The following is a 12,010-nucleotide window of genomic DNA, read 5'->3' on the forward strand; positions in this document are numbered from 1 at the left end:
GCGATGGGACGAAAGGCGTAGTGTTACCCGGTTAACTATAAAAAACCGAGGAGAGACCCATGCTGAAAGCCACCGCACTCGCGGCTTCGTTTGCCGTAACATCAATCGCCGCGCCGCTTGTTGCGCAGGATGCGGATGATCCGAACCGGAATATTACCTCGATAACGGTGTTCGGCGATTCCCTCGTCGATGCGGGCAACGTCAATTTCCTCAATCCCGCCGTCGCAAGCTCGGCCAACGGCTATTTTCAAGGCCGCTTCACCAACGGGTACGACTATACGGACCTTCTGAGCCTCGAACTGTTCGACATGCCGACCACGGCTTCATTGGAAGGCGGCACGAACTTCGCCTTCGGCGGCGCGCGGGCGATTAATACATCCGCGGTACCGGACCTCGGCGAACAGCTCGGTATTTATCAAGGCTTCCTCGCTGCCGGAGGCGAAGTCGATCCGACCGGGCTTTACGTCTTGACCTTCGGCGGCAACGACATTTTCGCGGCGCTCCAGCCGGGTTCACCGGCCGGCTTCGACAGCGACAGCGCCTACCTGATGGCGGCGGCTAACGCTTACGCGCAGGGTGTACTCGATCTCGCCAACCTTGGCGTGACCAACTTTCTCATCACTGGCTTCCCTAATGCCGTACCGCAAGCGGTAGAAGCGAATGGCTACCTCGCAACTGCCCTCGGCGCGCTGCCTCTCTCCGACGGCGTGAACGTCAACTATTTCGATTTCTTCGATTTCTTTACCCGTCTGTCCGCTGATCCGACCGCGTTCGGCCTCCCGGCGGACCTTGACTTTACGACTACGTGCCAGCAGGCGCAGGCCTTCCCGGATTGCACGGGCTATTTCTCGTTCGACGGCGTCCACCCGACTGCAGCTGTTCAGGCGGCGGCGTTCGGCGATATCCAGTCGCAGTTCGGCTTTGCTGCGGCCGGCGGTGCCGGCGCCGTACCGGAGCCGGACGCATGGGCATTGATGATCCTCGGCTTCGGACTGGCCGGTGCTGCCATGCGGCGCGCCAATGCCCGCCGCCGCCAAACCACCCTCGCCTACGCCTGATCCGGCGATATCCCGGCCAGCAGCTCGTCCACCCATTCGGGTACGAGCTGCCCCGCCGGGCCCTGCCGGGCCTCGTCGAACCAGTGCGAGCCTCCGCTCCGTTCCAAATTAAGTTCGACGGTATGGGCACCCAGCTCGCGGGCATCGCGCACGAAGCCCGCCGCCGGATAGACCGCGCCGCTCGTCCCGATGGATGCGAAGATGTCGGCATCGCGCAAGGCCGCGTAGATGCGGTCCATCTCGTAAGGCATTTCTCCGAACCACACGACATCGGGACGCAGCGCCGTCTCGCCGCAGCCTGGACAGGGTGGCCGATCGACCAGCTTCTCGTTCCATCGATGGCGGGCCTCGCAGCGGGCGCATAGCGCACTCAACAGCTCGCCATGCATGTGCAAGACCCGCTTCGCACCGGCACGTTCGTGGAGGTCGTCGACGTTCTGGGTCACGATCAGCAACTCTCCCGGCCATTCGCGGTCCAACCGCGCGAGCGCCTCGTGCGCCGCGTTTGGATCAACCGTCTGCACCGCCGCGCGCCGCGCATCGTAGAACCGCTGGACCAGATCGGGATCGCGAGCGAACCCTTCGGGCGTCGCGACATCTTCGACCCGGTGCTGTTCCCACAATCCCCCGCTATCGCGAAAGGTGTCGATCCCACTCTCGGCGGATATGCCCGCGCCGGTGAGGATGACGATGTTTTCGGCCTTGGACATGCGCAATTCCCGTTCGCCCTGAGCTTGTCGAAGGGCTCTACTTCCCCTTACAGCCTCCGCTAGAAGAAAAGGCGGGGCTTCGACAAGCTCAGGCGAACGGAGGTGAGCGTGGCAAGACTGGCTATAATTGGAAGTGCCGGCGCAATGGGCGCAGCCTTGCGGCAGATAATCGAAGCTAGCGAGCATATTTATGTCGGAGGCGCGGATCACGGCGACGACGTCGCTGCACTCGCGAAGGACGCCGATGCCTTAGTCGATTTCAGCGCCCCCCAAGCGCTCGAGGCGAACCTGTCCGCCGCGCGCGACGCCGATATTCCCATCGTCATCGGCACGACCGGCCTTTCCGAAGCGCACCATCGGCTTATCGACGAGGCGGTCGAACGTATCCCGGTCCTGCAAACCGGCAACACTTCGCTCGGCGTTACCCTGCTCGCCCATCTGGTACGCGAGGCGGCGCAGCGGCTCGGACCCGACTGGGATATCGAGATCGTCGAGATGCATCACCGCCGCAAGGTCGATGCGCCTTCAGGCACCGCGCTCCTGCTCGGCGAAGCCGCCGCCGGGGGACGCAACATCGACCTCGGAGCCTATCGCGAAAGCGGACGCGACGGGCATACGGGTGCACGGGCCGAAGGCGCGATCGGTTTCGCGGCGTTGCGGGGCGGCACCGTGGCGGGCGAGCATTCGGTGATCTTTGCCGGCGAACAGGAACGCATATCCCTGTCCCATAGCGCGGAGAACCGCTCGATTTTCGCACGAGGCGCGGTGCGCGCGGCAGAATGGCTGATCGGTCGTGAACCGGGTCGCTACGCGATGACCGACGTGCTCGACCTTTGACATTCGCAGCATGACCAAAGATCAGATCTTCGAATTTTTCCGGCGCCTTGCAGAAGACAATCCCGCCCCCGAAACCGAACTCGAATACGGCAACGCCTACCAACTGGTCGTCGCGGTGGCTTTAAGCGCGCAGGCGACCGACGTCGGCGTAAACAAGGCCACCCGCGCACTGTTCGCGAAGGTGAAAACGCCGCAACAGATGCTCGATCTGGGCGAGGAGGGGCTGAAGCGGCACATCAAGACGATCGGGCTTTTCAATTCCAAAGCGAAGAACGTTATCGCCATGTCGGAAATGCTGATCGCCGACTATGGCGGCGAGGTGCCGGGGAACCGCGACGATCTCGTCCGCCTGCCGGGCGTCGGCCGCAAGACGGCCAATGTCGTCCTCAACTGTTGGTTCGAAGCCGAGGCGTTTCCGGTCGACACGCACATCTTCCGCGTCAGCAATCGTACCGGTCTCGCCAAGGGAAAGACACCGGAACAGGTCGAGGCAAAACTGGAGAAGCGCGTGCCTGCCCCTTTCCGCCTCGGTGCGCATCACTGGCTGATTTTGCATGGCCGCTATCTTTGCAAGGCGCGCACTCCGGAATGCTGGCGCTGCCCGGTGGTGGACCTATGCAGCTATCGCAAGAAAGTGCTTGAGCGGCCCAAGCGCCGCTGACTTCAGTTGGCGGGTATCTCCGCAAGATAAAATGCGCCGTCGGCCGACCCCGTTTTTTGCCGTAGGCTGCGTCAGTCCGGCTGGCCTTCGAGGCAGATCGTCCGTCCGGGTTCGAGCGAAGCCTGAGGCGTAATGCCTTCCAGATAAAGCAGCGTTTCCGCTTCCTGCCGATCCATGCCCATCGCGGTGGCGTGCGCCATCACTTGCGGTAGGCTGGCCCCTTCCGCCGGAACGGTCAGGACGGTTCCGTTGCAGTCCGCCGTGGCCTCGTTCACCGAGCATCCCGCGAGAAGTATCGCAATCGCGAATGCCATGCAGCTTGGTGCAATCCTAGACATCGTCCGCCGAAATCATTTCGCCGGTATCGATCTCGCCGGTCATCACCGCAACCGTCGTCGCCACGGCGGCATCGCCGCTGACGTTTGTGGTGGTGCGCATCATGTCCATGATCCGGTCCACCCCGAAGATCTGCGCGCCGAACAGCGTGGCGAGGCCGAGATACATCGCGGTGCCGTTCATGTTGATCGTCGCGCCGAGTGCGATCACGAAACTCGCTACCGAATTCGAAACGCCGAGATTGCGCTCCGCGCAGCGCAGGGTGACCGGCAGGGTCGCGTTGGAGGAAGCGGTGGAATAGCTCACCGCCATCGCATCGATGATGCCGCGAAAGAAATCGCGCACGGGCAACTTGGCGAGGAATTTGATCATCGCCGAATACATCACGAAGATGATCAGGAGGCAGCCTGCGTAATTGAGGGCGACGAGTTTCGACAAGGCGATCAGCGCATCGAAGCCGAGTGTCCCCGCAACCCACGCCATCAAAGCGAATACACCGAAAGGCGTGAGTTCCATTACCAGTATGGTGACCTTCTGCATGACGACGGCGCCCGAATCGAACACCTTTTGCACCGGTCCGCCATCTTCCTTCGCCATCAATATGCCGATGCCGAGGAGAACCGAGAACACGATCAGCGGCAGCACGTTGACGTCGGCCATCACCTGCACCGGGCTTTGCGGTACGATCTCCAGGACCATCTGCCGCCATGTGGTCTCATTGGGTTCGGGAACGCTGCCGAGCTCGATCGCGCTCGTATCGACGCCGCTTCCGGGCGCAATCACCGTACCCAGAAACAGGCCAAGCCAGACCGATATCTGCCCGGTCACCACGAACAGCAGCATGGCCCGACCGCCGACCGCGCCCAGCTTGCGCAAATCGCCGATTGCGGCGACGCCGGCCACCAGGCTGAAGAAGATCAGCGGAACGACCAGCATCTTGATCGCCGCAATGAAAATGTCGCCGATGATCTTGATGCTTTCGGCATCCGGCCCCCACAGGCGGCCGACGATGATGCCGAGTATCAAAGCCCCGATCACCCGCTGCCACAGCGGAATGGCGAACCACGTCTTCATTCTGTCGAACCCCTCACGATCCCAGCACGTCTGTCGCGATGCGTGCGTAGATGCGGCTTAGCGCGGAAAGGTCGGCGATGGCCACAGCTTCGTCGCGCTTGTGCATCGTCGCATTGACGAGGCCGAACTCGATCACTGGGCACACGTTGCGAAGGAAGCGGGCATCGGACGTGCCGCCAGTGGTGGAGGGTTCGGGCGCGATGCCGGTTTCTGCTTCGACGGCTTGCGCGATAATGTCCGAGAAAGTCCCGGGCGGGGTGAGGAATGGCTCGCCGGAAATAATCGGCAGGGCGGTGCCGCCGTACTTCTCCGCGATGGTGGCCACCTTCTGCGACAAGGAAGCACCGGTATGGGTGTCGTTGAACCGGATCGAGAGCCGTGCCTTCGCCTTTGCAGGAATGACGTTATGCGCCTGGTTCGGCACGTCGATCTCGGTTATTTCGAGATTGGACGGCTGGAACCAGTCGGTGCCTTCGTCCAGCGTCAGCGCATCGAGTTCGGCGAGCATCGCGAGGAGTTTCGGGATCGGATTGTCGGCGAGCTGAGGATAGGCGACGTGGCCCTGCGTCCCCTCCACCTCCAGCCAAATGTTGAGCGAGCCGCGCCGCCCGATCTTCATCATGTCGCCCAGCCGGTTCACACTGGTCGGTTCGCCCACGAGGCACAGGTCGGGCTGATGGCCCTCGGCGCGCATGAAATCGATCAACGCGCGGGTGCCATGGAGCGCCGGGCCTTCCTCGTCGCCCGTGATAACGAAACTGAGCGTACCCGCATCCTGCGGCACGGCGGCGGCGGCATCGACCATGCAAGCGATCGCGCCCTTCATGTCGACCGCGCCGCGCCCGTAAAGCAGCTCGCCGCGTATCTCGGGCGCGAAGGCTTCGCTGGTCCAGCCATCACCCGGCGGCACCACGTCGAGATGCCCGGCGAAGGCAAAATGCTTCCCGCCCTGCCCACCCCTTCGGATGGCGAAGAGGTTCTCGACCGGTTCTTCCGGCGTGCCCCGCTCGCCCTCGCCCCGGGTGAAGCGCGTCACCTCGAAACCGAGAGCGACAAGCATTGCCTCCATCTCGTCGAACACGGTGCCGGTAGCCGGCGTTACGCTTTCGGCGGCCATCAGGCGCTTGGCGAATTCGAGAACCTGCGTCATGATCGCAGCGCTAGCAGGAGAGCCGCCCGATGCCCAAGCTCGATCTCGATGCCATCCCGCAAACCAATCTCACCGGCTACCCGCCGCCCTTCGATGCGGACGTCGATGGTCGCTGGTATCGCCGCCTCGCGCCGGTGGTCGGCTTCGACAAGATGGGGGCAAGCCATGTGACGCTGAAGCCCGGCGCCTATTCCTCGCAGCGCCACTGGCACGAGGGGCAGGACGAACTGGTCGTCATGCTCGAAGGCGAAGCGGTGCTGATCGAGGATGAGGGGGAGACAATCGTCGGGCCGGGCGATGTGCTCGCTTTTCCAGCGGGTGCACGCAACGGCCACGGACTGCACAACCGCGGCGAGGTGCCTTGCGTGTTCGTTGCGATCTCGGCGGGCGACAAGGAGCAGGACCATGGCGGCTACTCCGATATCGACATGGTGTTCGGACCGGACGGCTATGCGAAACGCGATGGGACGCCTTACGCGACGAAACGCCTGCCTTGAGGTACAGTCCGCCCGTGCCGAGCTTGTCGAAGCTTCGCTCTTCTTCCCGTATTGTTTCAGAAGTGAAGACAACCCTTCGACAGGGTAAGGGGAGGCGGGTTGGGTCAGTCGCTTTCCGGCCACGGCCCCGGCGCAAAAGCCCGATCGAGATACTCGGCAATCCGTAAGCCCGCCTGCGTAACCCGCCGCTCCGCCACCGGGATCGCTGCGACGATGTCCTGCTGCGTGAGGGTCGTCGCATCGGGGAGGTCGCCCTCGCAGGGGTCGCAATCGAAAGCGTTCGGGTAGACGAAATCGCGCGCGGTTTCCCAGCTCTCCCTACCCCAATCCGCTGCCGCGCCGCCGCCCAATACGACCCGTTCGGCGGGCGAATAGCGGCGCACCAGCGAGGGCCGTGCGCTGCTGATCGCGCGTTCGGCCAGCGGGCCGTCCCACACCCAGTGCAGGTTCAGGCCCGGCGCGATGCCGTAGGCCGTCTCTCGGTCGTTGCCCCCGCGATCGTCCTTGTCGCCGGAATGGAGCGGCATATGGATGTCGCCCGCGAAATGGACGAAGAAGGCCAGTGCCTCCAGCCGCACCGGATCGGGCAGGTTCTCGTCGGCAAGGATGCGGGCATTGCGCTCCACCTGCGCACTGACGCAGGCACCGCCGCTACAATTCTTGCGCGCATCGTAAGGCTCGTCGATCGGTTCGGTCTGGTAATGCCACGCGAAGGTGTAACCCCAACGCCAGCCCTCGCCGCGCAGGCAATCGGGCCAGACGCTCGCGTCCTCGATATCGCGCAACGGACAGTCCGGCGTGCCGAGCAGCGGCGCCGCCTTCAGCAGCTTGGCGATCCCGGCGCGGGTCTCGGGCCGTATATTGGCTTCGGCAATCTCAGCCGTTGTCCGGTGGGCGTAGAACCCCCACGCTTGCGCCGATGCGGGCAACAGCAGTGCTGCCAGCGCGAGCGCCGTCAGCCAACCGTTTCGTATTGCTCGATAACCCATTCTTCGTCCTCAGCCGATTTGATCCACCCCTGCATCCATTCGTGCTCCCACACCGCCTGCATATAGGCGGCGGCGAAGCCGGGAACGGGGATCTGGTACGTGGTGAAGCGACTGACGACCGGCGCGTAGAACACGTCTGCCGCGCCGAAGGTACCGAATAGAAAGGGCCCGCCCGCGCCGAACCTCGCCCGCGCCTCCGCCCACAGGCCGAGGATGCGCACGATGTCGTGCCGGCATTCCGCGGAAGGCTCCAATCCCTCGACGCGCTTGCGCATGTTCATGGGGCATTCCCGGCGCAGCGCCTGATAGGACGAATGCATTTCCGCCACCATCGATCGTGCCATGCCGCGCGCGGTATCGTCTTTCGGCCAGAACCGGTCGCGCCCCACCTTGTCGGCGAGGTATTCCAAGATCGCGATGCTGTCCCAAACAACGGTTTCGCCGTCCCACAGGATCGGCACCTTGCCGGAAGAGGGCTGCGTGCCGCCATCGTCCTGCTGGAGGCTCTGCCACTCGTCGCCGAACATCGGCACGGTAATTTCCTCGAACGACAGGCCGGACTGCTTAGCCGCCAGCCAGCCGCGCAGCGACCAGCTCGAATAGTTCTTGTTCCCGACGATCAATTTCATGCGCTGCCCACCTTGCTGCTGCCCGCGCTTAGGAGCTCGCCGGCCTGCTGTCGACGTCGAAGACCCCTTGTTAAGGTTTCGTACTTTCCTTTTGCGCAAGCAGATATAGAGTTGCGAAGAAGGGGAGAAGATATGGCTTTCGGCAGATTGACGGCTTGGCTGGCCGCACTCGGCATGACCATTACGCCGGCGATGCCGGTCCAGATGGCTCATGCGGCGCAGACCGAACCGGTCCGCAGTGCGGACGAGATTTGCGCGCCGTATCTAAAAATGCGCGAATATGAGGACGATGCGGCGAACATCGTCGTGACCGGCGCGGTTCTGCAATCACCCGCAATGGCACCTCCGCCTCCACCACCGCCGCCGCCACCACCGCCACCGCCACCGCCACCGCCACCGGCGGCAAGCGTTCAAACTTCGCCTTCGCCGGTCACTGTCGTAACTGCGCAACGTCTATCGCGGCAACAGACGGAAAATCGCGAACGTTACGATGGTGCACCCGTTTCCGGCATCGAGCGGGTCGCGGAGACACCCGTTTCGACTTTTTCGGTCGATGTCGACACAGGAAACTATGCTAATGTCCGCCGGATGATCGGCGAAGGCCGCCTGCCTCCTTCCGCCGCAGTGCGAACCGAGGAAATGCTGAATTACTTCCGTTACGATTATCCGCGTCCGCAAACCGATAACGTGCCTTTCACCGTGTCCGCAGATGTCGCGCGGACGCCGTGGAACGACGACACACGCATCCTGCGGATCGGACTTGCTGGATACGATCTGCCGCAGGCGGAGCGTCCGGCGGCAAATCTCGTATTCCTGGTCGATACGTCCGGATCGATGCAGTCAATGGACAAATTGCCGCTGGTGAAATGCGCCCTAGCGTTGACTGCGGAACGGCTGGCGCCCGAGGATCGTGTCTCCATCGTCACCTATGCGGGCAGCACGCGCGTCGCGCTGGAACCAACATCGGACAAGCGCAAGGTGATCGACGCTATCGGCGAACTTACCGCCCGCGGATCGACCGCGGGGGGCGCTGCCATCGAACTGGCTTACGACCAAGCCCGGAAGAATTTCCGGAAAGGGCAGGTCAACCGCATCCTCCTCTCCACCGATGGCGATTTTAATGTCGGCATTACGGATCGCGACGCGTTGATCGATATGGTGGAGCGCGAGCGCGAGGCCGGTATCAGCCTCACCGCGCTCGGTTTCGGCACGGGCAATTACAATGAAGCGATGATGGAGCAGATCGCCGATCACGGGAACGGCAACTACTTCTATATCGACGGTCCGGCCGAAGCGGCCAAGGTGCTCGACGACGAGCTTGCCTCGACCCTCTTCACCATCGCCAAGGACGTGAAAATCCAGGTCGAGTTCAATCCTGCCTATGTCGCGGAATACCGCCTGCTTGGCTACGAGAACCGCGCGCTGGAGGAAGAGGATTTCAGCAACGACGAAGTCGATGCGGGCGAGATCGGCGCGGGCCATCAGGTCACGGCGCTGTACGAGGTGGTTCCGGCAGGCGCGAAAGGCTGGCTGCCCGAACGACGTTATGCCGCGAACCAGCGGCCGGAAGCAGCGGGCACGGGTTCGGGCGAAATGGCGCAGATCCGGTTGCGCTACAAATTGCCAGACGGCGAGCAATCATTATTGATCGAGCAGATCGTCCCCGCCGCCTCCCTCCAGCGCGCCGCCATGGCCCAAGGCGACATGGCCTTTGCCATTGCCGTTGCGGGCTACGGCCAGAAACTGCGCGGCGACACGCATCTGAACGGCTGGCGGTTTGCCGACAGTGCGGACCTGGCGAAGCGCGGCGCAACCGGGCCGCTCCGCGATCAGTTCAGAATGCTCGCCGCGAAGGCGGACACGTTGGAGCCTGAAGCGCCTGAGCGGGATCTGCCTTAAAAGAGGATTCGGATAGGAAAGGCGCACCGGACGGGATACGCAGCATCCCATGACCCTGCGCCCTTTCCATCTCGCCTTTCCCGTCCGCGATCTTACGGAAGCACGTGCCTTCTACGGCAAGCTCCTCGGCTGCCCGGAAGGGCGCTCGTCCGACGAATGGATCGACTTTGATTTCTTCGGCCACCAGATCGTCGCCCATCTAGGCGGAGAGGCGGGTGACCGTGCCGCGAATGCCGTTGACGGGCACGATGTTCCAGTACCGCATTTCGGCGTCGTCCTTACCATGGAGGACTGGCAGGCCCTTGCCGATCGGTTGCGCGAGAGCGACACGGAATTCATCATTCCGCCTACCATGCGCTTTGAAGGCAAGCCGGGCGAACAGGCGACGATGTTCTTCCGCGACCCGAGCGGTAATGCGCTCGAAATGAAGGCTTTCGCCGACGATGCGATGCTCTTTGCCAAATAACCGAATTGAAGCCCCGGGTCGGATGCGCGGATGCATCGGTTTCGGGAAAAGACCCGATTTCTAAACAAAAAGGTTGATCACGCTTAATTCACCAGCGAGCCTCATAGATAAATTCGCGTAAATCGAAGAGGCTTCATGGGTCGCGCTATCGACCGTTTCACTACCGTGGCTGCCGATGCGGGCTCGCGCCCCGTCGCGCAGCCTAAGGTGCTGATCGTCGATCTCAATATCTTCGCCAGTTTTCCCACTATGGCAATCGGTCTGCTTGCGGCGAGCATGCGCAATGCGGGGCTGGAAGTCGATGTCCTCGCGCCTTTAGCCTTCGACGCCCCGGCCTCCCAGCGTGAGCGGCAGGAACGGTTTCACGATCATGTCATGCGCCGGATCCACCTGTCCGACCATCCCCGGTTCCGCGCCTTTCGCGAAGCCGCCCGATCGCTGCGGCGCGAATGGATCGAGAAAAGCAGCGGCATCGTCATGCGCGAAGTGCGGCGCGCGCTTGATCGGCAGCCCGACGTCGTCCTGCTATCCGCCTATCTGCGCCAGTACGAAAGCGTGCAGGAAATTGCGAAGGCGGCCCGGCAGCGCGGAATACCGGTTATCCTCGGTGGCCCGATGTTCAATGTTGGCCGAATATCGGAGAACTGGCGCGCCATCGAAGGCCTGACGGCGATCGTCGGCGCGGAGATGGATCGCGATATCGCGGGCTTCGTCCGGGCCGCTATCTCGGGCGACAATCTGCTCGCCTTTCGCGGCGTGACCCTGCCCGACGGCACACGCTCCGTACCCGCCGCGCCGCTCCGCAAGCTCGACGATACACCGATACCCGACTACCGCGACTTCCCGTGGGACCGCTATCCCAACCGCATCGTCCCGATCATGTCGGGCCGCGGGTGCCAGTGGGACAAGTGCCGCTTCTGTTCCGACGTCATCTCCGTATCGGGCCGGACATTCCGGACCCGCAGCGTCGAGAGCGTCCTCCTCGAAATGCAGGAACAGGCGCGGCGGCATGCGACCTCGAACTTCCTCTTCCTCGACCTGAAGTTGAATTCATGGCCCGACATGATCCGCGGTATTGCCCAGCGTATCCAGCGCCTCGTGCCCGGTGCGGAATGGATCGGGACCGTTCACGTCGATCAGCGCGAGGATAACGGCCTGTCCAAACGCGATCTGGATATGGCGGCGGACGGCGGGCTTCGCCGTGTCTCTTTCGGTCTGGAAAGCGGCAGCCAGCGCATTCTCGACGCGGCGAACAAGGGATGTAACGTGGAACGCAACAGCCAATTCCTGCGCGAGGCGCACGATGCCGGCCTCTCGCTACGGTGCACGATGTTCAAAGGCTATCCGGGGGAAACGGCGGAGGATATGGAAGCGACCGCCGATTTTCTCGAACAACATGCGCAATATATCGACCGGATCCGCTTCAACGACTTTACGCTGATGCCTGATACGCCCGTATGGGACGACGTAAATACGGCGGGATCGGAAGGGGCGTTCGAGATCGAACGGTTGGACGATCGCCGGGGAAACAGCCGCTATCGCAACCGCCAAGCGAAAACCAAGGCGTATCGCAAGGCCAAGGCGCGCGCCCTTCGTACCGTTTACGAAATCAATCGCCAGCCCTTGCGCGATTCCGCCCGCCAGTTCGACGGCCTGATGTAATGCGCGCTTTTTTCTCGCGGTTGAGGACGGCGCAGGCCGCCT

The 12,010-nt window shown here is 62.8% G+C and carries 13 protein-coding genes; 7 read left to right on the forward strand and 6 right to left on the reverse strand.

Annotated elements, in window-relative coordinates; translation table 11 throughout:
* Positions 1-59 precede the first annotated feature (59 nt).
* A complete protein-coding gene (locus E3U23_RS07350) occupies positions 60-1,058 on the forward strand; it encodes an SGNH/GDSL hydrolase family protein (protein ID WP_279350581.1) in 999 nt (332 codons plus the stop codon).
* Here E3U23_RS07350 and E3U23_RS07355 read toward each other — a convergent pair.
* A complete protein-coding gene (locus tag E3U23_RS07355) occupies positions 1,049-1,768 on the reverse strand; it encodes an NAD-dependent deacylase (RefSeq protein ID WP_279350582.1) in 720 nt (239 codons plus the stop codon). The two genes, E3U23_RS07350 and E3U23_RS07355, sit on opposite strands and share 10 nt — an antisense overlap.
* 108 nt (positions 1,769-1,876) lie before the next feature.
* Between E3U23_RS07355 and dapB the strand changes: the two genes are divergently transcribed.
* Together dapB and nth are read left to right on the forward strand one after the other, a co-directional pair.
* A complete protein-coding gene (dapB, locus tag E3U23_RS07360; protein ID WP_279350583.1) occupies positions 1,877-2,605 on the forward strand; it encodes a 4-hydroxy-tetrahydrodipicolinate reductase in 729 nt (242 codons plus the stop codon).
* 10 nt (positions 2,606-2,615) lie between these two features.
* The gene (nth, locus tag E3U23_RS07365; protein ID WP_279350584.1) at positions 2,616-3,266 is read left to right on the forward strand and encodes an endonuclease III; all 651 of its coding nucleotides are present in this window, start codon (positions 2,616-2,618) and stop codon (positions 3,264-3,266) included.
* A gap of 71 nt (positions 3,267-3,337) precedes the next feature.
* Here nth and E3U23_RS07370 read toward each other — a convergent pair whose 3' ends face one another.
* The 3 genes from E3U23_RS07370 to dapE are packed head-to-tail and all read right to left on the reverse strand — an operon-like array spanning position 3,338 to position 5,826.
* Complete coding sequence (locus tag E3U23_RS07370) at positions 3,338-3,580, reverse strand: hypothetical protein (RefSeq protein WP_279350586.1); 243 nt, start codon at positions 3,578-3,580, stop codon at positions 3,338-3,340.
* A 16-nt stretch (positions 3,581-3,596) separates the two neighbouring features.
* Entirely contained in the window at positions 3,597-4,676 is a 1,080-nt protein-coding gene (locus tag E3U23_RS07375; protein WP_279350587.1) for a dicarboxylate/amino acid:cation symporter, read from the reverse strand.
* Between the two features lie 13 nt (positions 4,677-4,689).
* Positions 4,690-5,826 (reverse strand): succinyl-diaminopimelate desuccinylase, encoded by a 1,137-nt coding sequence (gene dapE / locus E3U23_RS07380; RefSeq protein ID WP_279350588.1) that lies wholly within the window; start codon positions 5,824-5,826, stop codon positions 4,690-4,692.
* A gap of 29 nt (positions 5,827-5,855) precedes the next feature.
* Here dapE and E3U23_RS07385 point away from each other — a divergent pair, with 29 nt between their 5' ends.
* The gene (locus E3U23_RS07385; protein ID WP_279350589.1) at positions 5,856-6,323 is read left to right on the forward strand and encodes a cupin domain-containing protein; all 468 of its coding nucleotides are present in this window, start codon (positions 5,856-5,858) and stop codon (positions 6,321-6,323) included.
* 104 nt (positions 6,324-6,427) lie between these two features.
* Here E3U23_RS07385 and E3U23_RS07390 read toward each other — a convergent pair whose 3' ends face one another.
* Positions 6,428-7,312, reverse strand: coding sequence for a S1/P1 nuclease (locus tag E3U23_RS07390; protein WP_279350591.1), 885 nt, complete (start codon positions 7,310-7,312; stop codon positions 6,428-6,430).
* Positions 7,279-7,941 carry a glutathione S-transferase family protein gene (locus E3U23_RS07395; RefSeq protein ID WP_279350592.1) on the reverse strand — a complete coding sequence of 221 codons (663 nt, stop codon included), beginning with the start codon at positions 7,939-7,941 and terminating at the stop codon, positions 7,279-7,281. The genes E3U23_RS07390 and E3U23_RS07395 overlap by 34 nt, the downstream gene beginning before the upstream one ends.
* Before the next feature lie 132 nt (positions 7,942-8,073).
* On the opposite strand from E3U23_RS07395, the gene E3U23_RS07400 reads away from it, so the two are divergent.
* The 3 genes from E3U23_RS07400 (at position 8,074) to E3U23_RS07410 (ending at position 11,968) form a co-directional block, all read left to right on the forward strand.
* Positions 8,074-9,840 (forward strand): vWA domain-containing protein, encoded by a 1,767-nt coding sequence (locus E3U23_RS07400; RefSeq protein ID WP_279350593.1) that lies wholly within the window; start codon positions 8,074-8,076, stop codon positions 9,838-9,840.
* 49 nt (positions 9,841-9,889) lie between these two features.
* Positions 9,890-10,306: a VOC family protein gene (locus E3U23_RS07405; RefSeq protein ID WP_279350594.1), complete on the forward strand. Its 417-nt coding sequence runs from the start codon at positions 9,890-9,892 to the stop codon at positions 10,304-10,306.
* Between the two features lie 135 nt (positions 10,307-10,441).
* Positions 10,442-11,968 (forward strand): B12-binding domain-containing radical SAM protein, encoded by a 1,527-nt coding sequence (locus E3U23_RS07410; protein WP_279350595.1) that lies wholly within the window; start codon positions 10,442-10,444, stop codon positions 11,966-11,968.
* The last annotated feature ends 42 nt before the right edge of the window (positions 11,969-12,010 follow it).

It is taken from the genome of Erythrobacter litoralis (assembly GCF_029760855.1).
GTDB lineage: Bacteria > Pseudomonadota > Alphaproteobacteria > Sphingomonadales > Sphingomonadaceae > Qipengyuania > Qipengyuania litoralis_A.

Coding starts and splice junctions, on each gene's coding strand:
- E3U23_RS07395 (WP_279350592.1), bottom strand. CDS start 7,941: ATGAAATTGATCGTCGGGAACAAGAACTATTCGAGCTGGTCGCTGCGC.
- E3U23_RS07350 (WP_279350581.1), top strand. CDS start 60: ATGCTGAAAGCCACCGCACTCGCGGCTTCGTTTGCCGTAACATCAATC.
- E3U23_RS07370 (WP_279350586.1), bottom strand. CDS start 3,580: ATGGCATTCGCGATTGCGATACTTCTCGCGGGATGCTCGGTGAACGAG.
- E3U23_RS07385 (WP_279350589.1), top strand. CDS start 5,856: ATGCCCAAGCTCGATCTCGATGCCATCCCGCAAACCAATCTCACCGGC.
- nth (WP_279350584.1), top strand. CDS start 2,616: ATGACCAAAGATCAGATCTTCGAATTTTTCCGGCGCCTTGCAGAAGAC.
- E3U23_RS07400 (WP_279350593.1), top strand. CDS start 8,074: ATGGCTTTCGGCAGATTGACGGCTTGGCTGGCCGCACTCGGCATGACC.
- E3U23_RS07355 (WP_279350582.1), bottom strand. CDS start 1,768: ATGTCCAAGGCCGAAAACATCGTCATCCTCACCGGCGCGGGCATATCC.
- E3U23_RS07375 (WP_279350587.1), bottom strand. CDS start 4,676: ATGAAGACGTGGTTCGCCATTCCGCTGTGGCAGCGGGTGATCGGGGCT.
- E3U23_RS07410 (WP_279350595.1), top strand. CDS start 10,442: ATGGGTCGCGCTATCGACCGTTTCACTACCGTGGCTGCCGATGCGGGC.
- E3U23_RS07405 (WP_279350594.1), top strand. CDS start 9,890: ATGACCCTGCGCCCTTTCCATCTCGCCTTTCCCGTCCGCGATCTTACG.
- E3U23_RS07390 (WP_279350591.1), bottom strand. CDS start 7,312: ATGGGTTATCGAGCAATACGAAACGGTTGGCTGACGGCGCTCGCGCTG.
- dapE (WP_279350588.1), bottom strand. CDS start 5,826: ATGACGCAGGTTCTCGAATTCGCCAAGCGCCTGATGGCCGCCGAAAGC.